Origin of the sequence: Flexivirga caeni (genome assembly GCF_003724155.1) — a bacterium.
Classification (GTDB): Bacteria; Actinomycetota; Actinomycetes; order Actinomycetales; family Dermatophilaceae; genus Flexivirga; species Flexivirga caeni.
This window is the reverse complement of sequence record NZ_RJJQ01000015.1, coordinates 96129-118279: the sequence shown is the minus strand read 5'-3', so window position 1 is coordinate 118279 and position 22151 is coordinate 96129. Positions and strand designations below refer to the sequence as shown.

General features: G+C 65.2%; 23 protein-coding genes, 1 tRNA gene and 1 pseudogene. 18 read left to right on the top strand and 7 right to left on the bottom strand.

Annotated elements, in window-relative coordinates; all coding sequences use genetic code 11:
- Positions 1–398: 398 nt before the first annotated feature.
- A complete protein-coding gene (locus tag EFY87_RS20055) occupies positions 399–617 on the top strand; it encodes a hypothetical protein (protein ID WP_148043348.1) in 219 nt (72 codons plus the stop codon).
- Here the strand turns inward: EFY87_RS20055 and EFY87_RS20050 are convergent.
- Both EFY87_RS20050 and EFY87_RS21370 read right to left on the bottom strand, forming a co-directional pair.
- Positions 609–1568 carry a hypothetical protein gene (locus EFY87_RS20050; protein ID WP_148043347.1) on the bottom strand — a complete coding sequence of 320 codons (960 nt, stop codon included), beginning with the start codon at positions 1566–1568 and terminating at the stop codon, positions 609–611. The two genes, EFY87_RS20055 and EFY87_RS20050, sit on opposite strands and share 9 nt — an antisense overlap.
- Before the next feature lie 43 nt (positions 1569–1611).
- Complete coding sequence (locus tag EFY87_RS21370; protein WP_123272137.1) at positions 1612–2235, bottom strand: TauD/TfdA family dioxygenase; 624 nt, start codon at positions 2233–2235, stop codon at positions 1612–1614.
- 641 nt (positions 2236–2876) lie between these two features.
- On the opposite strand from EFY87_RS21370, the gene EFY87_RS14175 reads away from it, so the two are divergent.
- The 11 genes and pseudogenes from EFY87_RS14175 to EFY87_RS21365 all read left to right on the top strand — a co-directional run.
- The gene (locus tag EFY87_RS14175) at positions 2877–3182 is read left to right on the top strand and encodes a hypothetical protein (RefSeq protein WP_148043345.1); all 306 of its coding nucleotides are present in this window, start codon (positions 2877–2879) and stop codon (positions 3180–3182) included.
- 307 nt (positions 3183–3489) lie between these two features.
- Entirely contained in the window at positions 3490–3720 is a 231-nt protein-coding gene (locus EFY87_RS14170) for a hypothetical protein (protein ID WP_123272135.1), read from the top strand.
- A 29-nt stretch (positions 3721–3749) separates the two neighbouring features.
- The gene (locus tag EFY87_RS14165) at positions 3750–3920 is read left to right on the top strand and encodes a hypothetical protein (RefSeq protein ID WP_220093637.1); all 171 of its coding nucleotides are present in this window, start codon (positions 3750–3752) and stop codon (positions 3918–3920) included.
- A gap of 479 nt (positions 3921–4399) precedes the next feature.
- On the top strand, positions 4400–6631 hold the full coding sequence (locus EFY87_RS14160; RefSeq protein ID WP_123272133.1) for a type IV secretory system conjugative DNA transfer family protein: 2232 nt from the start codon (positions 4400–4402) through the stop codon (positions 6629–6631).
- On the top strand, positions 6628–7635 hold the full coding sequence (locus EFY87_RS14155; protein WP_123272132.1) for a replication-relaxation family protein: 1008 nt from the start codon (positions 6628–6630) through the stop codon (positions 7633–7635). The genes EFY87_RS14160 and EFY87_RS14155 overlap by 4 nt, the downstream gene beginning before the upstream one ends.
- Complete coding sequence (locus EFY87_RS14150) at positions 7632–8231, top strand: MT-A70 family methyltransferase (RefSeq protein ID WP_123272131.1); 600 nt, start codon at positions 7632–7634, stop codon at positions 8229–8231. The genes EFY87_RS14155 and EFY87_RS14150 overlap by 4 nt, the downstream gene beginning before the upstream one ends.
- On the top strand, positions 8228–8845 hold the full coding sequence (locus EFY87_RS14145) for an antirestriction protein ArdA (protein WP_123272130.1): 618 nt from the start codon (positions 8228–8230) through the stop codon (positions 8843–8845). The genes EFY87_RS14150 and EFY87_RS14145 overlap by 4 nt, the downstream gene beginning before the upstream one ends.
- A 145-nt stretch (positions 8846–8990) precedes the next feature.
- The gene (locus EFY87_RS14140) at positions 8991–9269 is read left to right on the top strand and encodes a ribbon-helix-helix protein, CopG family (RefSeq protein WP_123272129.1); all 279 of its coding nucleotides are present in this window, start codon (positions 8991–8993) and stop codon (positions 9267–9269) included.
- A 174-nt stretch (positions 9270–9443) separates the two neighbouring features.
- The gene (locus EFY87_RS14135) at positions 9444–9821 is read left to right on the top strand and encodes a helix-turn-helix domain-containing protein (protein WP_123272128.1); all 378 of its coding nucleotides are present in this window, start codon (positions 9444–9446) and stop codon (positions 9819–9821) included.
- A gap of 31 nt (positions 9822–9852) precedes the next feature.
- Entirely contained in the window at positions 9853–10482 is a 630-nt protein-coding gene (locus EFY87_RS14130) for an ImmA/IrrE family metallo-endopeptidase (protein ID WP_123272127.1), read from the top strand.
- Positions 10479–11555, top strand: a pseudogene (locus EFY87_RS21365) (recombinase family protein); the annotation flags it as partial. The gene EFY87_RS14130 and the pseudogene EFY87_RS21365, both read left to right, overlap by 4 nt.
- 312 nt (positions 11556–11867) lie before the next feature.
- Here EFY87_RS21365 and EFY87_RS14115 read toward each other — a convergent pair.
- The 5 genes from EFY87_RS14115 to EFY87_RS20685 all read right to left on the bottom strand — a co-directional run bounded on the left by EFY87_RS14115 (position 11868) and on the right by EFY87_RS20685 (position 15599).
- Positions 11868–12107: a hypothetical protein gene (locus EFY87_RS14115; RefSeq protein WP_148043344.1), complete on the bottom strand. Its 240-nt coding sequence runs from the start codon at positions 12105–12107 to the stop codon at positions 11868–11870.
- 154 nt (positions 12108–12261) lie between these two features.
- Positions 12262–12338, bottom strand: a tRNA-Pro gene (locus EFY87_RS14110).
- Positions 12339–12448: 110 nt separating this feature from the next.
- Entirely contained in the window at positions 12449–13321 is an 873-nt protein-coding gene (locus tag EFY87_RS14105) for a GNAT family N-acetyltransferase (protein ID WP_123272125.1), read from the bottom strand.
- A 78-nt stretch (positions 13322–13399) separates the two neighbouring features.
- The gene (locus tag EFY87_RS14100) at positions 13400–14692 is read right to left on the bottom strand and encodes an ArsB/NhaD family transporter (protein ID WP_123272124.1); all 1293 of its coding nucleotides are present in this window, start codon (positions 14690–14692) and stop codon (positions 13400–13402) included.
- A gap of 67 nt (positions 14693–14759) precedes the next feature.
- On the bottom strand, positions 14760–15599 hold the full coding sequence (locus EFY87_RS20685; RefSeq protein WP_220093636.1) for a CBS domain-containing protein: 840 nt from the start codon (positions 15597–15599) through the stop codon (positions 14760–14762).
- Between the two features lie 214 nt (positions 15600–15813).
- Here EFY87_RS20685 and EFY87_RS14090 point away from each other — a divergent pair, with 214 nt between their 5' ends.
- The 6 genes from EFY87_RS14090 (at position 15814) to EFY87_RS14065 (ending at position 22139) form a co-directional block, all read left to right on the top strand.
- On the top strand, positions 15814–16785 hold the full coding sequence (locus EFY87_RS14090) for a HAMP domain-containing sensor histidine kinase (protein ID WP_123272166.1): 972 nt from the start codon (positions 15814–15816) through the stop codon (positions 16783–16785).
- Positions 16775–17440, top strand: a complete 666-nt coding sequence (locus EFY87_RS14085; protein ID WP_123272165.1) for a response regulator — start codon at positions 16775–16777, stop codon at positions 17438–17440. The genes EFY87_RS14090 and EFY87_RS14085 overlap by 11 nt, the downstream gene beginning before the upstream one ends.
- An 86-nt stretch (positions 17441–17526) precedes the next feature.
- Positions 17527–18282 carry a type 1 glutamine amidotransferase gene (locus EFY87_RS14080; protein ID WP_123272122.1) on the top strand — a complete coding sequence of 252 codons (756 nt, stop codon included), beginning with the start codon at positions 17527–17529 and terminating at the stop codon, positions 18280–18282.
- Positions 18275–19162: a D-alanyl-D-alanine carboxypeptidase family protein gene (locus tag EFY87_RS14075; protein ID WP_123272121.1), complete on the top strand. Its 888-nt coding sequence runs from the start codon at positions 18275–18277 to the stop codon at positions 19160–19162. The genes EFY87_RS14080 and EFY87_RS14075 overlap by 8 nt, the downstream gene beginning before the upstream one ends.
- A gap of 89 nt (positions 19163–19251) precedes the next feature.
- Positions 19252–20928, top strand: a complete 1677-nt coding sequence (locus EFY87_RS14070; protein WP_245988649.1) for an HAD family acid phosphatase — start codon at positions 19252–19254, stop codon at positions 20926–20928.
- A 38-nt stretch (positions 20929–20966) separates the two neighbouring features.
- Positions 20967–22139 (top strand): calcium:cation antiporter, encoded by a 1173-nt coding sequence (locus EFY87_RS14065; protein ID WP_123272119.1) that lies wholly within the window; start codon positions 20967–20969, stop codon positions 22137–22139.
- Positions 22140–22151: the final 12 nt, after the last annotated feature.

The following is a 22151-nucleotide window of genomic DNA, read 5'->3' as shown; positions in this document are numbered from 1 at the left end:
CCGACGCAATTATCACATCCATTCCTGCCGTTGCCACGTGCGCCTGACAAAGAGCCAGTCTCTCTACGACTGCTGGGTTTCCGGTAAGTACAGTGGCTCTCCCCGTACCAGAAATATACGATCTCCTTCGCTTCATGATGCCATGTTCTACGTCATGTTCGTCCTCAACACCTTTCCGTTCATTCTCAAGAAATGAATCATTGAAGACTCGCGAGATTTCGCCACCCGCCGCGCGGACAAGTATTGTTACGTCGCCGACTGTCGCGACTTCGAGCGCTCGGCCAACGAGGGACGCAACCCCAACGGAAGCAACAGGCGGGGTATCGACCTGAGTAAGATCTTCGCCTTCAAGTAATTCCGCGAGCTTCTCGGCGGCGTATATAAGAGCTTGAGACGCCGTGATCGAGGAACTCGAGGCGAAAGAAAGCGCTTCTGATATCCGCGGTACGAGCCATGACGCCTCGGTGGCTGAATCCAGCGGTGTGGATGCAACGACCTGGGTGGCTCCGTCAATCACCCATGCGGAGGATGAGCCAAACCCGATGGAGTCTTCGTTTGGCTTTTCACCGCCTGGCGAGGATGAAGTTGAACGACAGATCAGTTCCATTTCACCCTAACCCAATGTGATGAGTTACCGGATACCATACCATCAGCAAGACGCCAACAGTAAAAAGGATCACTGCACGACGCATTGTCGCTATCTTAAAAGCGTACGAAAATGCGGCGAATACAATCGCGATCATCCCTGCTGAGGCTGACAAGATATCCCGTGCGCCGCCGAGGTTTTTTGCTGACGATGCTCCTGACACACTACTAATTATAAACGCGATGATGGCTGCCAACAGGCCGAGCAACTCGAGCAGTTGGCCCCTCATGTTGACAACTTCTCCCTTAGCGGAAAGGAGTTCGGCTCGTGCATTACCCTGAGCCTCTGATAGCGATATAGACCGTTCAATCACCATGAATTCATTATACATCAATGCACGTGTGGGATCCGGTTCTATCGCTGACAATTCGAGCGCCTCGGCTATAGATCGGCGGGCGGCTGCGTATAGGCCGATACCGGCTTCTAGGCGGGCGAGAGTTGACCAGTACTTCGGAGGTTCCTTTGCTGATAGCTTAATCGCACGCCGCACGGCGTCCATCGCATCTCTTGATCGACTTTCGCCGACATCATCGAATCGTTCCATCATTGTTGCGACCAAGTCTGCGTACTGGTGTAACACCCCTGGACTTTGCGGAAAAGCCGCCACAGCACTCTCCGCCTGCCTCAGGCTTCTCTCCATCGCCCGGCGGTCGTCTCCAAGGCTGCGCAGGTAGGCGACATCAAATGTCTGGAACAGTTCATACTGACTGAACTGATGTCGGTACTTATCGACAAGTGTGCGGTATTCGCTCATCGCGCGCTGTCTTCGCAGCCTATGCGTCGCAATGTAGAGTGCCGCAAACCGACGCTCCTCTGGTGCTGCAGCGTCTTCAACGATTGCTGCAATCGCCGAGTCTGGAATTTCCGTAATGCTCTGGCTCCGCGCATCGTCGAGGAACGATGGCGATGTGCTGGGAGGCAATGCGTCGATTCTAGCGCTTGCGACAGAGATATCCAAGGTAGAGTTATCTCCTGTCCAAAAGGATCCGGAGCGCGATGCGGTCTCCTTGAAAGGTCGTTCTACCGTGGGTCCATGTGTGATTCTTGACGAGATACCCGTGATTCGAGGGGAGCGATATCTGACACGAGTTTGACAATAGGATCGTCCGAAACTCATCGAGGGCCTTCGCAGAGGCGTTGGTCTGCGGCAACAGTTGACCGTCGGACCTGTATCGAAAGATGGGCTGATCTGCGTTATTCATGTAAACTGGCCACATAGTGCCAGCAAATGAAAAACTCTCTTCCAGCTGGTTCTTCGCTCTCGCTGAGAGCTTAGCGTAAGCCTTTGTGCAATCTGCAACTATAGCATCGCCTCCGTAGCTGGCCGCTTGCTCAACGGCGACCAGAAGGTATTCGGCGGGATTCGAGGTTGCGCTTCCGTCCGTGTGCAAATTGAGTTCGTGATGTGTGAATCCGAGCGGAGAGCTATGGTTGGTACGCCTGTGATCTGGAACGATCCGCGTAACGCCGGCCCCGTCGGCATCCGGGTGCTCCACGATTTTAAATATTCCACATACGGCGTCTAAGAGTTCGGCGGCGTGGCGCCACGTGAATCTTAGGACCCCATCGTCGTGATCGATGAACCGCATCACAGCGCTATCTGTCAATATGCCGTCACTGGCTCTGATTCCGGGAATTGCTGTCCGAGGAGCGATAGAACTCACTTGCCACGTCCTCTACGATCCGCGGCTGCCACCAGCGAACTATTGTCGGCGGCTGAACGTCGAGTTCGGTTGCGGCGAGCGTCCGGCGGCGTGTAAGCGTAAGGCCGCGAGCTTCGTCGCTGACACCAAACAGGTGGGCAGCCGCCCGACCGTATGGTCCGTAGCCGAGGCGCCCCACTAGTTCCTCTACGCCAGAACAGATGGCGACGGCCGCGTAGTACGAGGACTCAGCTGCCGGCGCATATGTCTGTGCGAGTCCTTGGACCTTGCCTATACATGGCGCGATGCTAGCGACACGCGTGCCGACTGTCAGCACAAACCGCAACTCCCGCACCAACAGCTCAGGATGCGGGCGCTCCAGCCCCTCCACACCTACGTCAGCCCGGCTCCTTGTTGCTCGGGTGACGCTCACGTCTCCTTCTGCCTGGATACTACTCGGTTTATGCCTGGTTTACGCGGGGAGAGCGCCTGCTGTGTGGTTCGACGATAGATCCGGCGCCACCAAACGGGGCAGGAAGTCCCGAACCATCGGGACACCGCAGGTGGCCTGGAAGGAAGTCAGCACCATGCCAAACGAACTCGAACGCTGGGCCGACACCCGGCGCAGCCTGGTCCCGAGCAAGGAAGAGCGGCAGCACTCGCGTGCCGTCGGCAACCTCATCCGTGAGACCAAGTTCAACGCCCTCAAGGTTGACGCCGAAGCCGCCCTGACCGGTCGCATCATGGAGCGGGCGGTCGACCTGGACAACTATCGCCGCCAACTGGCCAACGGCGATCCGGTGCTCGACTCGGTGCTGACCCGCATCGAGGTCGGCTTCGTCGACAAGGCGCAGCGCATCCAGCGCAACTTCGGCTCGGACTTCCCGTCATGACCACGCTGCTGGTCAGCGTGGTCGGCGGAGTGGCAGGTGGTGCAGTCGTCGCAGGATCACAAGAGGCGGTTCGGTACCTGCGACGATGCGCACGTCGTCTTGGTCGTCGACACCAGCGTCGTCCTACGCGTCGCGTCGAGCCTCCATCGACCGGAGTTCTGTCTCGCGTCGACGGCCACGCTGCTTACCGATCTGCGCAGGTGCGTGCCTACGCCGACCAACTCGCTTGCGGTGACGTCCGACTGCGGGAACAACTGCGCCGCTTCGAGAAGCCGATCAATAGGCCGGAGCGTCGGGGTGACCAGCCATGGTGACGCTAGCAATTGGCGTCTTCGTCGCGGGCATCCTCTCTGGCGCGATCTGGTTCCTAGCTGCCCTGACGGCCGCCCTGTGGCACGGCTATCAGGACGAAAGGCAACGTAATCGGCTGCGTCAACGTGCTCGGCGTGCGGACGACCACCTGGCCGTCGCCCTCCGCGATGCCAAGCGCCAGATGAACCAAGCGGCTGGTCAGTCCTGGCGCAACCCGTTCGAGTGACCATGGCTGGTGAATCAGATCCGAGACGCTTGCTCGACCGGCTGGTCGGCGCTTGTGCAGCCATTCTGGTTGGTGCCATTGCGCTCTGGGGCGCGGTCGAGATCCTGAAAGCCATCTGGCCGTGGCTCTGCCTGCTGGCCTTCGTCATCGTCGGCGGGTTCGGAGCGTGGCTGGGAATTCGACGCTGGCGCGGTTGGTGAAACGCCATTCCGAGAATACCGACGAAATTTCTGTCTGAATCCATCGGCAATACCGAGGTCGCTACCCGTCCGTTCGGCGTTGTGGAATAGACAAACTGTATTGACTGTCCGTATTGCCGGACGCATAGTAAGAAGCAGGAATTGTCCGGCATTCCGGACGCCTGCAATCCACTGCTAACTAACTCGAAAGGAGGGTGTATTCGTCATGCCTAAAAACAGGAAGCAATCAAACGACAGGCGTCCGCAGACGCCGAAGAGTCGTCGGGACTCACAGGGGCGGTCGACTGCCCGCTCGCGTCGCGGCCGGGAACGTCGTCTCAGTGTTCGGGGCGAGCTGCGCGACAAGCCGGACGTTCAGAAGATCGCCCGCGCCGTTATCGCTATGGCTATGGCGCAAGCCGAGGCGGAAGCCCAAGCCGCCGCTGAGGCGAACGATGAGAACGATCAGCCGCCAGACGGAGCCACGGATGAGGTGCCGTATGCGTAAGTCCTCGCTGATCTGGCGCGATTTGGAGTTCGCGGAGGCGCTGTCGCCCGACACCGCCCGGGCCGTCTTTCTCGGCCTGGCGGCGCTGGCTCGGCAACCACGTCTGGTGCTGGAAGTTACCGGTACCGACGGCGCGGTCAGCTGGCGGCTCGGTGCCGACGACGATGTGGCGCTGCGCAAAGCGCTGCACGTCCTCCGCACACATGTGCCGGAGGTGCTTGTCTCTTTGTCGCAGCCGGTGATGCCGGTCGAGGGCGACCAGGTCAAGCTGGCCGCGACCTTGCGGATTGCGTCGCATCGGGCTCGGCCGCTGCGTGCCGGCTCGGGCACCGAGCAACTGGCCGTCACGCGCAGCCTGCTGGCCACACTGGCGCAGGCCGGCACGAAGGAAGCGCTGCGGTTTCAGCTGGTGCTTGGTGTCCGCACCTGGCCGCGGAGGCTATCGACGGCGAATGGTCACAAAGCACCGGCGGATGAGGCAGCCAAGCTCGGCCAACATGGCTTCGGCTGTTGCATCCGGGTACTGGCCATCTCGGGCAGTAAGGAACGTGCTGGGCACCTCATCGGGCAGGTCGGGGCTGCGCTCCGCGGCCTGGAAGCACCCGGCCAAGCGGTGCGCCTCGTCGGCTGCAGCCCGAAGTCGGTGACAGCAGTGTCGTCACCGTTCCTCTGGCCGCTCAGCTTGAGCGTGGCCGACCTGGTGCCGCTCGGCCTGCCGGTGGCGGATAAGCCCGACACCGCGTTGCCTGGCCTGCGACCGCGGCATCCGCGTCTGCTGCCTGCGAACAGTGCGCATCCCATGACGGGCGGCATCTACTACGGCCTGGCGACCCACGCTCATGAGCGCGGCCGAGAGCGGGAGATCCATCAGCCGGTGAGGGATGGGTTGCAGCACCGGCACGTACTCGGCCCGACCGGCGTCGGCAAGTCGACACTGCTGGCCCAGCAAATCCTGCAAGAGATCGACGCTGGACTCGGCCAGATCGTCATCGACCCGAAGTCCGAGCTGGTGAGCGACCTACTGGCTCGGATTCCGGAGCACCGCCTGGGCGACGTCGTGGTGCTCGACTCGTCGTCGGCGCAACCAGTTGGGTTCAACAGCCTTGGCAGCGTTACCGCCCCGGCTGAGGCCGACCTGGTGGCCGACCAGATCGTCACCGTGTTCAGCTCGTTGTTCGGTAGCGGACTCGGCCCGCGGTCGAGCGACCTGTTGCATTCGGCCGCGCTCAGCCTGGCGCGCTACCACCTCAAAGGTGGGGAGGCCTCGCTGGCGCTGATCCCGCTGCTGCTGACCAACCCCGGACTACGACGCAAGGTCATCGCTGCCGTCGGACCGGACGACCCGCTCGGACTCGGCGCCTTTTGGGCCGAGTACGAGGCACTGAGCGACGAGGCTCGCACGGTCGTCATCCGGCCGCTCATGAACAAGTTGCGCACCGTGCTGCTGCGACCCTCGTTACGCGGCATCGTCGGGCAACTCGAACCCACCTTCCGCATTGAGCAGGTATTCACCGAAGCCAAAATCCTGCTCGTCCGGCTTGGTAAAGACCGCATCGGGCAGGAAGCCGCCTCATTGCTCGGCGCGCTCATCGTGGCCGACGCGTGGCGTGCGGCACTCACCCGGTTGCAGGTGCCAGCCGCGCTGCGGAAGCAAGTCGGCATGGTCATCGACGAGACCCAGGACTACCTGCGCTTGCCCGGCTCACTCGACGACGCGCTGGCGCAGGCCAGATCGCTCGGCATGAGCGTCACCATGGCGCACCAGTACCGCAAGCAGCTCGGTGGGCTCGTGGCTGGCGTCGACGCCAACACCGGTACGAAGATCACCTTCCGCCTGACTGGCGACGATGCCAGCACGACAGCGAACCTCTTCGGCGACGGCGTCCTCGACAAGCACGACTTCGAGACGCTGCCGAAACACCAGGCGTACGCCCGGCTGCTGGTCGACGGCTCAACGACGCCGTGGGTCTCCCTGACCACTTTGGGATTAGCGGAGCCGCTGCGCGACCCAGCCGAGTTACAACGCCGATCGGAAGCGACATTCGGGCAGCCGACCGGCGACACCGAAGTCGCGCTGGCGCGCCTGGCAGGCAGCAGATCGATGACCAGCCGCAGCGACAAAGGGCCAGAGCGGATCGGCCGCTCACGGAACTCCCGGCGCTCGACAGCCAGCACGAGTAACGAAGTAGCAGCAAACGAAACGAGGAAGGAGGACGAGTCATGAGTAGTGAAAACAGCAGTTCCAACAGTGACCAGGCCAGTCCGTTCGTCCGTCCGGCCGCCCCTGGTGGCTTTGCTGCATCTGCCGACGTCACGGCCACACAGGCCGCTTCCTCGCCCGCGAATACTTCGCCCCGTAAAGGGGCGAAGAACCCAGCCCGCCGCCGCGTCGTGGGCACCGTGGCCCGGGCTCGGCTGCGCGCCGATCTCGCTGACCGCGACCGCGCCATCTTGGCCGTCCTTGGCATGCACCGTTTCCTTAGCACCCACCAGGTACAGCGCTTCTGCTTCCCAGCCAGTAACCAGCTGCGGCTCGACTCGGCCGCCCGTGAAGCCCGACGCACCCTACTGCGCCTGAAGCGAGCCGGTGTACTCCAAAACGTGACGCCCCGCCGGGTCGGTGGCATCGAAGCGGGCTCCGGCGTCCAGATCTGGCAACTAACCAGCGCCGGCCACCGGCTGGCGACCGAAACCGCCAGACCGAGTGCCGAGCCATCCTGGCGCTATCGGGCCGAGGCGCCGACGACCCGTTTCCTGGTTCACGAGCTGGCGATCGCCGACGCACACCTGGCCTCCATCCAGGCTGCTGCCGACATGCGGGCTGCTTTGCAGGTCCAGATCGAACAGCGCGCCAGCCGCACCTACACCGGGCTCGGCGGCGCGGCGCTGCGGCTGACTCCGGATCTGGCGCTGCGCCTGGCGGGTGAGGACGCCGACGGAGCCTACGAAGACCGCTGGTTCATGGAGATCGACTGCGGGACCGAGTCCCTGCCGACGCTGGTGCGCAAATGCGAGCAGTACGAGGCCTATTACCGCTCCGGTCGCGAACAAGCAGACAGTGGCACATTCCCGTTGGTGCTGTGGGTCTTCCATGGCATCCGAGCTGCTGCTCGGGCTACCGAGCTCCGTCGCCGCATCCTCCGTGCCGGTCGGCTCACCCCCGAGCTGTTCCGGTACGCCCCTGCTGATTCGGTCGAGCAGATGCTCACCAGTGGAGGCGCGGTATGAACGCGCCGAAATATCGCACCATCCTGGCCGACCCACCGTGGGACATCGAGCAGAAGGGGCACCGCGGCGCGGTCGGGCACTACAAGCTCATGAGCCTGGAACGGATCAAGGCCATGCCGGTCGCCGATCTGGCTGCCGACGATGCCCACCTGTGGCTCTGGGTCACCAACGCCACGCTCCGTCACGGCTACGACGTCGCCGAAGCCTGGGGCTTCACAGTCCGCTCACCGCTCACCTGGGTCAAGTTCCGCCTCGGCCTCGGCAACTACCTACGGAACAGCACAGAGCATCTGCTCTTCGCCACCAGGGGTAAGGCGCCGGTCCAGTACCGCTCCCAGCCGACCTGGATCCAGGCACCAGTCCAAGACCACTCGCATAAGCCGGAGGAGCAGTACGCCCTCATCGAGCGCATCTCTCCCGGCCCGTACCTCGAGCTGTTCGCCCGCAGGCGACCACCGTGGACACCGGGACAAGCGCGCTGGCATGTCTGGGGCAACGAAATCCACAGCGATATCCACATCTCTGGCTATCCCGTACCGAATGAGCCAAGCGACAGCGCAGACATCTCCGAGACAACGAAAGGAGGAGCACTATGAGCGAATACACCCCGCGCCACAGCGGAAACCAGCACGAGAACGAACCCCACGAGCAAGCAGAGCAACCGGAGCGCCGCGACGACGAACCGGCCGTCGGCTTCGACCCCGAGCACTTTCCATCCCGACCCGGTATCTGGGCCGCCGAAGACTCGACAGCCATGACTGGCCAGTGGATCGACGCCACCCTCGACCCGAGCGACATCGAAGCAGCCCTTGACGGCCGCGCCATCTACGACACCATTGGGTTCGGCCCCTTCGTCCTCGAGCCAGGCGAAAATCCTGGAGTTATCTCCAGGGTCGCCCGCGCCATCCAAGAGCACGGCCCGGCCTTCGCCGCCTGGGCGCAGCTGCACGACGGCGACTCGGAGATGCTCGACCTCTTCGGCGAGCACTACATCGGCACCTTCCCGAACTACCGTGAACTCGGCCGGAATCTCATCGAGGCCACCGGCTGGAGCGAGGCGCGGATCCCGGAGCACGTTCGGGAGTGGGTCACCGTCGACTACCTCGGTGCGGCTGCGCACGAAGTCGCTGTCTCCGGACTCTTGGCGCTTCCGGCGCGCATGGGCGGGGTGCATCTGTTTCGCGGACCGGACCGGGAAGCCGACCCATAGCCGGAACACCTCCCGGTCCTCGGGAGCCTGCAGCCACTCGACCTCAATTCCGAGCGTCGAGGGCTGCACCACCCCGAGGACGGTGGCCTGTCGTTCGCCTACGCGGCGGGGGCAGGACGAACACCCTCAGGAAGGAGAACCCGCCATGAGCGACACCAAGACTCTGGCGGTCCGGCTGGACAGCGAACTGCATGCTCGGTTGACCATCCTGGCCAAGCTGTCCGGTGTGTCGGTGACGGATGCCATCCGCACCGCCATCGAGCAGCAGGTCGAGCAGATGGCACGCAACCCGGAAGTGGCAGCCAAGGCTGCCGAGTACCAGGAAGCGATCACGCGAGAGGCCGACGAGCAGCGCGCTGCCATCGAGGCGTTGTTCGGCACCAAGCCGAGCAAGGCTCCGGCACGGAAAGGTACGACGGCGTAGCACCCAGCTACGGCTGTCCAACTCCTGCACCGGGTGGGAATCAGGTTGAGGCAATCTACCTCCCTGATTCCCACCCAAACACAACAAATAGCAGACATCTAAACGACATAAGAATGTGTTGTAGAAAACGAGAAAATTGTCCGCTTTGCCGGACAATTAGCGTAAAATAGAATTATGAACGAAATTCATAACGAAACAATTGGACAACTTCTCCGAAGAGCGCGGGAGCGGTCTGGGTTGAGCCTGCGTCAAGCTGCCGCGGAAGCCGGGATGGGTAAGACGCAACTTGCTGCCTGGGAGCGCGACGAAGTCGACTCGCCTGAGCTTGGCAACCTTCTTAGGCTTGCTGCGGTGCTCGGTATCGACGCAACAGAAGCGTGTGCCGCCGCCGGATACGACATCGCTGGGGCGCTGCCAACTCTTCAGCCCTACTTCCGCCGCAAATATCCCGAGCTACCGGAAGCAGCATTGAAACAGATCACGGCGATCACCGAGAAATACGGTATCGATCCAAATCACGCGGGTCCTCGTCCCGGCGAAGACGAGCAATAACTACCAACAGATAACCGAAAGGAGGCTCACCATGAACCACACATCATCACATCAACCATCCACGCTGACGAGCCTCCGTGCACTTATCCCGCAGTGCCGTCTCGACTTCGACGACACCAAGGCGGTGGCCGAGCGTCAGGCGACGCGCCTGCTCGAACTCCTCGGCTCCCAGCACGACGGCATTCACGAGCACCACCTGGCAGCACTGCCGCGGCTGCGCATCGTCCGAGAACCGCTGCCCACCAGCGGGCTGAGCTACTGGAACGGCCGGGAATGGATCATCGCGCTGAATGAGTCTGACGGCACAGCCAGACAGCGCTTCACGCTGCTGCACGAGTTCAAACACATCATCGACCACGGTGCCCACCACCGGCTGTACGCCAGCGAGTGGGAAGCCGAACGCGCCGCCGACTACTTCGCCGCCTGCACCCTCATGCCGAAGCCAGAACTGAAGCGCGTCTTCTGCAACATCACGCAACGCATCGACCAGCTTGCGACCTACTTCGGCGTTAGCCAGCAAGCCATCCGTGTCCGCCTCGAACAAACCGGCCTCGTGGACTCGGAGAAATTTACCCGACAACGCTGCGCGCGGCCGATCTCAACGCCGCGGTGGCAAGCGCAGCGGTTCCGTACCGTTCAGATGAAGGGAAGCACAGCATGAATCAGCCCGCTGTCGTCGTCGCAAGTCCGGCACCAGCGAAACGAGCAGTGGTCTACCTGCGCGTGAGCACTCGCGACCAAGCCAAGCGCGGCGGTGAGGCCGAGGGATTCTCGATCCCAGCACAACGCGAAGCCTGTCTGCGCAAGGCATCGCTACTTGACGCGCAAGTGGTGCAAGAATTCACCGACGCAGGTGAAAGCGCCCGATCAGCCAACCGCCCAGCGTTGCAACGGATGCTCGGCTTCATCCGCGCCAGCCATGTCGACTACGTCATCGTCCACAAGGTCGACAGGTTGGCACGCAACCGCGTGGACGACGTCGAGATCAACGTCGCGCTGACGACGGCTGGGGCACAGCTGGTGTCTTGCAGTGAGAATATCGACGAGACGCCGAGCGGAATGCTCCTGCATGGCATCATGAGTTCGATCGCCGAGTTCTACAGCCGTAACCTCGCCACCGAGGCGAAGAAGGGCATGCTCCAGAAAGCAAAGAATGGTGGCACGCCCGGTCTGGCACCGTTCGGGTACATCAACACGAGCCTGCGCAACGACGATGGTCGCGAGGTGCGGACTGTGCAGCTTGATCCAGAGCGCGCGCCGTGGGTGGTCCGGATCTTTGAGCTCTACGCCACCGGTGAGTGGCCAGTCGGCATGATCCAGGAAGAGCTCGAGAAGCAAGGTGTCACCAGACTTCCCACACCAAAGCGGGGCGCCCGACCACTAGCCAAGAACCATATTGATCAGATCCTGCAAAACCGCTACTACGTCGGCGTCGTCAACTTCTCTGGCGCCGAGTACCCGGGCAAGCACATGCCGCTCGTCTCGGAGCAACTCTTCGACACCTGCCAGCAGATCCGCAAAGCGCGCGTGCAGAGCCAAGAGAAGCCACGGGTCCGCACCTCGTACCTCAAGGGATCAATCTTCTGCGGACTGTGCGGCGAGCCACTGGCGTACGAAGTCACCCGAAACGGGAGCGGCAACTACTACGAATACTTCTACTGCCTCGGCCGGCAGCACCGGAAGAACGGGTGCCAGTTCGTCGCTGTGCAAACTCACCTCATCGAGCGCCTAGTCGAGGACCACTGGCAGACCATCCAGCTCACGGAGGAGGCCGTCGAAGAGATCCGCCGCATCGTGTGGGAGCACGTCGAACAGGTGCTGCCGAAACAAGCGCGCGAACGCGGAGCTGCCGAGCAGCGCCTCGTGCGGCTGCAGGGCGAATCCAACAAGTTGCTGCAGGCGTACTACGCCGACGCGATCGACGTCGACTACCTGCGTACTGAACAGGCGCGGATCGCGACTGAGAAGGCCACAGCCGAGCGGACGTTATTGCGGGCGAGCCTGGCCGAAGACCGACTGCGCGAGAAGCTCGCCACCTGCTGCGCGCTACTGACCCAGGCTCACGAGCAGTACCTGGCCGCCGACAAGAACCAGCGACGCCATCTGAACCAAGCCGTCTTCGAGAACCTGTACGTCTACGACGAGGAGATTGTCGGCACCGACTTCACGCCCGCGTTCGCGACGATGCTCAGCGAAGACCCCGCAGGTCGCCTCGCGCGCGAAGTCCAGCAACAAGCCAGTCTCAATACGCTTCTTGGCGAGATCGAAACCGCCCCACGGCGTCATCTCGTGACCGTCACTGACCGCGGCATGCTCACGCCACACGTCGGCAGCCAGGGCAGCAGGGATTGTTCTCGCCGGGAGCGACCTCAGGGGCCGTTGCCTCATGAAACACGAAACCGCCGACCTTCACAGGCCGACGGTTCTAACGTAAACACTTTGGTCGGGGTGACAGGATTTGAACCTGCGACCTCTTCGTCCCGAACGAAGCGCGCTACCAAGCTGCGCCACACCCCGTGGCATGCTGCGGCGCCCGTTGGATGCGCGCAGCGAGAAATAACGATACAAGCTGATCGCTGGTTTCGCCCAATCGGGTTCGGCGACCGACAGGGACGCGGTGGCGGAGGTCAGCTCGGCATCCGGAAGTCGGTCACCTCCGGCAGTTGCTCGAACCCCGCCGCGACATACGCCCCGACGGCGACGGTGTTGGTCGACGGCGTGCACACAGTCACACTCGACGCACCCAGCTCCCGCAGCGCTGCCGCAGCCGCGAGCGTGATCGCCCGGCCGTGGCCGCGCCCGCGGAAATCACGGTGCGCGCCCAGCGGCTCGATCAGCCCGGGCCGGCGCTCCCCCGCCGACCAGACCGTGGTCGCGGCGACCGCGTGGCCGTCGTCGTCATACGCGACAAGGCAGCGTGCCCGTCGGTATGACGCAGAAGCCGCCATCGCGCGCCACCGCTCGACCGAGAAGGTCGACCCGACGAATGCGGCCCGGTGCACCGCGACCCGGTCGAGCACGACCTGCTCCGGCGCATGACCTGCGTCCAGCATCTCGACGCGCCGCCCGACATCCTCGACCGGCTCGGCCAGGCTTCGCCGCAACGGTGTCCACGACTCGTCCGGTGTCCACCCGCGCCGCTCCAGCACGCGGCGGAGCGCGGCGCCATACCGGGCCTCGACCGACCCGCCGGCGGGCAGCACCCCACGCGCCGGATCCGACAAGTCATCGACCAGCCGGGCGGCGAACTCCTCGTCCTCATCCACCTCCGGCGCGAGCGCCAGCCGGATCAGCCCGTCCGCCATACCAATCGCGACCAGACGACCATCACGCCGCCACACTCGTAACTCGTCCGCCAGGTGTTGAGTGCCGAGACTCGTATTCCACCCCAGATCGCCCGGGTGCACTTGCACGGGCGCACCTTCCTGCTGCCAGCTCGCGACCGCCTCGACGACCTCGTCGAGCGTCGCCACGCTGCCCGGTGAAACAGTGATCGCCATACGTCCGATCAAACCGGACGGGCGCGCGGGGCCGCACCCCATTTTCACCGAATACCCCCCGCGATGACACGCACTCCGTCACGCCAGCACGAAATACCGTAATGCCACATAGGCCCACGCCATGGTCGTCGTCGCGGCGGTCACCACGATGCCGTAGCGGGTGAACTGCCAGAAGCTGATGCGGTGCCCGGTGCGCGCCGCGAGCCCGATCGCCACCACGTTCGCGCTCGCCGCGACCGCGGTGCCGTTGCCGCCGAAGTCAGCCCCGAGCGCGAACGCCCACCACAGCGAGCGCCCGGTCTGCTCGTCCGGCGCGTCCGCCGCCAGTTCCTCGACGATCGGCGCCATCGTCGCGACATACGGGATGTTGTCGAAGAACGCACCCAGGATGGCGGAGCCGAACAGCAGGGCGGAAGCCGCCATGAAGTAGTCGTCACCCACCGCATCAACGACCCAGCGGCCGAGCGTCTCGATGACGCCGGTGTGCGCCAACCCGGCGACCATGACGAACAGCCCCATGAAGAAGACCAGTGTCGGCCACTCGACCTCCCGCAGCGCCTCCTGCGGGTCGGTGCGCGTGACCAGCAGCATCACCCCGGCACCCAGCAGCGCGACGATCGCCGGGTCGAAATGCAGCGCACCGTGCAGGCAGAAACCCACCACGACCGCGGCGAAGACGACCAGCGCGCGCCGCAGCATCACCGGATCGGTGATCGCCCGGCGCTCGTTGAGCAGCATCACCTCGGCGACCCGCTCGGGGTGATAGCGGAACTCGGCGCGGAACAGCACGCGTGTCCCGAGCACGAACACGACGAAGACCACCACGACGATCGGCGCCAGGTGCGCGAGGAAGTCGGTGAACGTCAGGCCGGCCCGGCTGCCGATGATGATGTTCGGCGGATCCCCGATCAGCGTCGCGGCACCGCCGATGTTGGAGGCGAGCACCTCGGCGATCAGGTAGGGCCGCGCGGAGACGGCCAGCCGGTCGCACACGACCACGGTCACCGGGGCGACCAGCATGATCGTCGTGACATTGTCCAGGAACGGCGACGCGATCGCCGTGATGACCATCAGCATCACCATCAGCCGATAGGGCTTGCCACGGGCCCGCTTCGCTGCCCAGATCGCCAGGAAGTCAAACAGCCCGGTCTGTTTGATGATGCCGACGATGATCATCATCCCCAGCAGCAGGAAGATGACGTTCCAGTCGATGCCGGCGTGCTCGGAGAAGAACACCTCACTGCCGGGGATCAGCTTCAGCCCGGCCATCGCGCCGGCCGCGATCAGCACGACCGCGACCTTGTCGGCCTTCTCGGTGGCGATGAAGAAGAACGCAATCAGGAAGATCGTCAGTGCCAGCGCCGCCGTCATCGCCCGGACCCCGCAAGATCGTGTCGACAGTTCACGAGGTCCTCCTCCACTGGGCGTTCGGTGCGATCTAGGGCGTGCCGGGCGGGTCCTCCCCGGCGGTCACCGCGAGGCTGGTGATCAGCCGTTCGAGCGTGACCGCGCCGTAGAGTGAGCCGTCCCGGTCGAGCACGGCGATGACCGGGCTGCGCCATCGCGCCATCAGCGCGGCAATCTCGAGCAGGGTGGCGTCTCGCCGCACCATCACCGGCCGTTGCACCGGGTGCGGCAGGCAGTCGGCGATCGCGCGAGAACCCGCCGGCAGCCAGAACCGGTCGGCATGCGACTCGTCGACCGCGCGCGCCAGCGCCGGATCGCCCCGGTAGGAGTCCGGCACCATCAGCCGCAGCACCTGGCTGCCCGGCAGCACCGTGACCGGGTAGGAGTTCTCGTCCACCACGATCAGGCCGGGCAGCCGGCTGACCGCCATCACCCGCACGGCCCGGATCACCGGATCGGCCAAGGTCACGGTCGGCACGTGGGCAGCGATGTCTCCGGCCTGCATAGCGCTCGTTCCCGTCCTGGTCCCGCGGGACTCCCGGCTGTCTGCAACGGCGCAGAGTAGCCCGACCGCACCCGGTGTCACTCTCGTCATCGTCGCGGCCTCCGTCCTCGCATCGCCGTCGCTTCGTCCCCAGCCTCCGCGATCGGACGGCCCGGTGGTATCCGTGCCAACACCCATATCGGGCAGGGGGATCCAGGCATCTTCGACGCCCGATCGGGTATGCCGCCGCGGCGCCTCGACACAGGACAGGCCGGCCACCACGAGTCCCAGTGCGGTGACCAGCCCGTGCCCGAGCGCCATACCGATGAGAACGACCAGCAACGCAATGGCCAGTGCCGCCCAGAGATGTCGTCGTGGTCGTGTCATCATCGGCTCCTCCCCCCGTCGGGATCGGCGTCCGGTTCCACCCTCTCCCGGTCGCCGCCGCAGCACTATCCGTGCGTGCACCCATCCACCGGACGTCCGCGCTGCAGGCCCGGATGGGTGTCACCACGGATGGACGGGCGAGGGTATGCCGTGTCAGGCTCACGACACGGAGCCGTCACGCCCGGGACGGCCGGCCGCGGTGGGAGGCGGAGGAGTGTCGCTGTTCTGGCGGATCTACCTGCTGAACGCCGTCGTGCTCGTCGCCGCCACCGTCACCCTGCTCGCGGGCCCGGTCAGTGTCTCGACCCGGCCGGTTTTCGCCGAAATCCTTGTGCTCACAGTCGGACTCGCATTGCTGCTCGCGCTGGACGCCATCCTCTTCCGCATCGGTCTGGCTCCGTTGCGCCGGCTCAGCCGGGCAATGGCGTCGGTCGACCTGCTGCAGCCGCACACCCGGCCGGTCGACGCCGGGAGCGGCGAGGTCGGCGAGGTGATCCACACTTTCAACAGCATGCTCGGCCGACTGGAGGCCGAACGCAGCCGCAGCACCGCCCGTGCCCTGTCCGCGCAAGAGGGTGAGCGGCGGCGCATCGCCCAGGAACTGCACGACGAGGTCGGCCAGACGCTGACCGCCGTGCTGCTGGACCTCAAGCGGGTGGCCGACGCCGCACCGCCGGAGGTCGGCGCGCAGTTGCGCGAGGTGCAGGAGACCACGCGCGGCAGCCTGGAGGAGATCCGGCGGATCGCGCAGCGGTTGCGGCCCGGCGTGCTGAGCGAGCTCGGACTGCCCAGCGCGCTCAAGGTGCTGACCGTAGACATCGCCGATCGCACCGGACTGGTCGTCGACTTCATCTGCGACCCCGACCTGCCCGCACTCGACGACGAGACCGAACTGGTCATCTACCGCGTCGCGCAGGAGGCGCTGACCAACGTCGTCCGACACGCCGGAGCAGGCCGTGCCGCGCTGACGCTGGCCCGGGCATCCGGCGCCGTCGAACTCCAGGTCCGCGACGACGGCGCCGGTATGGCGGGGGCGCTCGAAGGCGCCGGGCTGCAGGGCATGCGCGAACGCGCCCTGCTGATCGGCGCCCAACTCTCCGTCGGCGCGCCGTCCAGCGGCCGCGGCAGCCTGATCTGCCTGCACGTCCCGGCCGGCGAGCGTGGCGGTGACCCCCATGCCGTATGACGCGACGAACCCCGCCGCCGTGCTGCTCGCGGACGACCACGCATTGGTGCGCCGCGGCGTGCGGCTGATCATCGACAACGAGCCGGACCTGACCGTGGTCGCCGAAGGCAGCGATGGCGCCGAAGCCGTCGAACAGGCGCGCGCCTGCCGGCCCGACCTGGTGATCCTGGACATCTCGATGCCGCGGATGACCGGCCTGCAGGCTGCACGGGAACTGTCCCGGCTGATGCCGGGTCTGCCGATCCTCATCCTCACCATGCACGACAACGAGGAGTTCTTCTTCGAAGCGCTGAAGGTGGGGGCCGCCGGTTACGTGCTGAAGTCGGTCGCCGACCGCGACCTGATCGAAGGCTGCCGCGCGGCCCTGCACGGCCGGCCGTTCCTCTACCACGGCGCCGTCACCGCGCTCATCCGCAACTACCTCGACCAGGTCGCCCGCGGCGAAGAGCCGACCGAGTCGCGCATCACCCCGCGGGAGGAAGAGATCCTCAAGCTCGTCGCCGAAGGTCGCTCGACCCGGGAGATCGCCGAGTTGCTGGTGATCAGCCCCAAGACCGTCGAACGGCACCGCGCCAACCTGCTGGCCAAGCTCGGGCTGCGCGACCGGGTGGAGCTGACGCGATATGCCATCCGCACCGGGCTGATCCAGGCATGAGGGGCGCGCGCTCGCCGGCAGGCATCCGCGAGATGATGTCCGGTAACGGGTGACAACGCCCGGATCGCCACGGAAGGAGACTCCACGTGCCGCAGACCGCAGCCGCTCCCGAGGTGCTCGTCGTCCAGCCCGGCGACGACGATCCGCTCGCCCGGTTCGGCGAGTGGTTCGCCGGCCTCGGACTCGAGACCGAGACGGTCCGCACCTTCGCGGGTGAGACCGTGCCCGCCGACCTCGGCGCGGACGCGCTGGTCGTGCTCGGCGGCGAGATGAGTTCCCTCGACGACGCGAATCACCCCTGGCTGGAACGGGTTCGGGCACTCGTGCGCAACTCGGTGAGCCACGGCAAACCCACTCTCGGGATCTGCCTGGGCGCTCAGCTGCTGGCCCAGGCACTGGGTGGCCGCGTGGTCAAGGGCGCGGCCGGCACCGAGGGCGGAGTGGTCCCCGTCGAGCTGACGGCCGCGTGCGACGACGACCTGCTCTTCCACGGCCTCGGTCCGCAGATCGAGGTCGCGTCCATGCACGGCGACGCCGTCGAGGAGTTGCCGCCGGGCGCCATACTCCTCGGCACCGGGGCGACCTATCCGCATCAGGCGTTCCGGGCCGCGCCATACACCTGGGCCGTGCAGTTCCACCCCGAGATCCCGCCCGAGACCTACGCGCAGTGGGCGAGCGAGTTCCGCAGCGCCGACCCCGGCGAACGACAGCGCGTGGCCGACGGTGTCGCGGCAGTGGCCGAGGCCGACGCGGGAATCCGCCGAGTTGCCGAACTGCTGGCCACCCGGTTCGCCGAGCTGGTCACCTCCCGGGCTCGAGGCACCGGCCGTGACGATGGATGACGCGCCGGCCGAGCCGACAACGCGGTATGTCGTGCCCGGCATCGACAACCTGCACGTTCGCATGGGGTCGGGCACGTCATACCCGGTCGTCGGCGTGCTCGTGCCGGACGCGCGCGTGGTCGGCATCGGCGCGGGCGACTGGCTACAGATCACCCAGGGACCGCTGCGCGGTGCGTGCGTCAGCAGTGCCTACCTGACACCGGATGCCCCGCCAGAGCAGCCGGGCACGCCGTGCCCGCGCCTGGAAGGCAGGGTGACCAGCGACGACCAGTTCGCCAATGTCCGGTCCGGTCCGAGTTTCGGGCATCCGGTCGTCGGCCGCTGCCAGCGTCACGAAGCAGTCAGCGGCAGCCTCGTCGGTCAGGGACCGTGGATCCGCACCGACCGCGGCTACGTCAACGGCGGCACGCTCACCTTCCACACCGGCGATCCGACCACGATCAACGGCCGGATCTCCGAACGCCTCCTCGCACCGATCCCGTTGCACTACAACGCATCCGGCACCTTCGAACCCGGCTACGGACCGACCACGATCCGCTACCTCAACGACGCGGCGCTCGAGGCGCTGCACCTCCTGCAACGGTCGTTCCGCCGGCGATTCGGGCACTACGCGACCATCGACCTCACCTACCGATCGTATGCCGAGCAGGAATTCTGGTTCGAGCGCTTCGGCTCGCCACGCGCCGCCGACCCCGGCACCTCCAACCACGGCTACGGTCTCGCGATCGACTTCGAGGAACGCGACGTGCCGTGGCGCTTCTCCTGGGGCGCCCCCGCGAACGACTGGCTGCTCACCCACCAGGCGGGTTTCGGTTTCGACAACCCGTATGCCGCCACGCTGCAGCACGGCGAGGACTACCACTTCAATTTCGTCGGCTGAACTCGTCGGCCGCTCAGAGCCCCATCCGCCGCTCGCGCGCAGTAGTGTCGGTGAACCCCTTTCCCGTCACATTCTTCCGGAGATGAAATATGCATCGTCGTGCAGCAATGATCGCTGCGATCGCGGTGGCGGCAGCCGCTCCCGCGCTCGCCCTCGCACCGGCCGCGAGCGCCGACACGGGTCACCACTCGCGGACCACCCTGAGCCAGCAGAGCGCGGTGAAATCGCTCGCGTCCTGGACCGACACCTACCTCACCCCACGCACCAGCTTCACCATGCAGCCGGACGGCTCCAGCGGGAATACCGTTGGTGGCGCGGGCATCCCGAACATCGCCGTGGTCAAGTCGACGATCCGGACCTACTACAACGCCGACGCGCACGGCATCGCGAACAAGAAGTCGTCGCCATACATCAGCCAGATGGACTCGATTCTGGCGGCGCAGACCGCGCGCCTGAAGTCGCTCTACAAGCAGAGCGCCGCGCACGGCAAGAAGCCCGCCATCGTCTTCGATGCCGACGACACGACGCTGTGGACCTATGACATGGAAGACGGCGCCATGCACTTCAACTTCGACCCTGCACTGCAGGACACCTGGGTGCAGGACGAGAAGTTCCCGGCGACCCCCGGCATGGTGAAGTTCGAAAAGGCAGCCAAGGCAGCCGGATTCACCATCTTCGGCATCACCGGCCGCAACGACGACCAGAAAGCCGCGACGCTCGGCAACCTGAAGAAGGTCGGCTACACCGGCTTCACTGCGAAGCACTTCTTCACCAAGTGGACCGGCGTCGGCTCGAGCCAGCAGCCGTCATACATCACGTGCGCCACGGCGAAGTGCACGACCGTGGAGTTCAAGGCGGGCACCCGCAAGCACATCGAGTCGATGGGGTATGACGTCGCGCTCAACCTCGGCGACCAGTTCTCCGACCTGCAGGGCGGATCCGCCGACCACACCGTGAAGCTGCCCAACCCGACCTACTACCTGCCGTCCCCGGACCTGCCGGGGATGTCGCAGCCGCGGCTCTCCCCGCGCACCCACTTCATCATGAAGGCCGATGGCTCGAGTGGGAAAACTCAAGGCGGAGAGGGTATTCCGAACATCGACTCGGTGAAGGCGACGATCCGCACCTACTACGGTGCGGGCGCGAATGGCATCGCGAACAAGACATCGTCGCCGTACATCACCGAGATGACCCGGCTGACCCGCAGGGTCACGCCGCTGCTCAGCTTTGCCTGCACGGTCGGGAAGCTGCTCGGTGCCAAGCCGGCGATCGTGCTGGACGCCGACGACACGACGCTGTGGACCTACGACATGGAGGACGGCGCCATGCACTTCAACTTCGACCCGGCGCTGCAGGACACCTGGGTGCAGGACGAGAAGTTCCCGGCGAACCCGGGCATGGTAGCAATGGTCAACGCCGCGAACAGGGCCGGGTGCACGCTGATCGGGCTCACCGGACGCCACGACGACCAGAAGACCGCGACGATGGGCAACCTGGCGAAGGACGGCTACCAGGGCTTCACCGCCGCGAACTACTACACCAAGTGGACCGGTGTCGGGTCGAGCCAGCAGCCGCCATACATCACCTGCGCCGCGGCCAAGTGCACGACGATCGAGTTCAAGTCGCAGACCCGGGCGCACGTCGAGTCGCCGTCCGGCGGCGGCTACACCATCCTCGCGAACTTCGGCGACCAGTTCAGCGACCTGATCGGCGGGCACGCCCTCGTGCCGGTCAAGCTGCCCAACCCGACCTACTACCTGCCCTGATCCGGTGACTGGCCGGCGGATGACGGGATAATGGTCTGGTGGATTCACCTCGACTGCAGGCCGTGCTGAACCGCTGGACCCTCTGGGCACCCGTCCTCGCGCTGTTGCCACTGCCGTTCACCTGGGGCCGCCACATCGGCGCCGTGTGGATCGTCGTGGTGACACTGCTGCTGGGTGCTTCGGTGCTGGCGGCCGTCCACCACGCCGAGGTGGTCGCCCACCGGGTTGGCGAGCCGTTCGGGTCATTGGTGCTCGCAGTCGCCGTCACGATCATCGAGGTGGCACTCATCGTGACCTTGATGGTGAGTGGCGGCGACGACGCCAGCACCCTCGCCCGGGACACTGTCTTCTCGGCAGTGATCATCACCTGTAACGGCATCGTCGGCATCTCGTTGCTCGTGGGCGCCATGCACCACCACACCGTCACCTTCAACGCCGAGGGCACCGGGGCAGCGCTCGCCTGCGTCATCACGCTGGCGACGCTGTGCCTCGTGCTCCCGACGTTCACCAGCGAGCCCGGCCCGGCATACTCCGGCTCGCAGCTGACCTTCGCCGCCATTTCCGCGCTGTGTCTCTACGGGCTGTTCGTCGTCACCCAGACCCGGCGGCACCGTGACTTCTTCCTGCCCGTCGCCAAGCATGAGCACCGGCCACTGGCAACGGCTTCCGGGCATGCGGCGCAGTCCGCCGAGCAGCCGGCAGGAGGCGTCGAGGATGACGGGAACGATGACGGCGAGCACGCCGAACCACCCAGCAATCGCACCGCGCTGATCAGCCTGGGCATGTTGCTGGTCTCGCTCGTTGCGGTTGTCGGCCTGGCCAAGGTCGAGTCGAAGCCGATCGAGGACGGCGTCGCGTGGCTCGGCCTGCCGCACTCCTTCGTCGGCGTGATCATCGCGCTGCTCGTACTCGCACCGGAGACACTCGCCGCGATCAACGCCGCCCGGCAGGACCGCACCCAGATCAGCCTCAACCTCGGCTACGGCTCGGCGATGGCTTCGATCGGGCTCACCATCCCGACCATCGCGGTCGCGTCGATCTGGCTCCCGACCGACCTGCACCTCGGGCTGGGCTCGACCCAGATCGTGCTGCTCGCCATTACGGCCGGTGTTGGCATCCTGACCGTCGTGCCCGGCCGGGCGACGCGGTTGCAGGGCGGTCTGCACCTGGTGCTGCTGGCGGCATTCCTCTTCCTGGCCGCCAACCCGTAGCCGGTAGCGGAT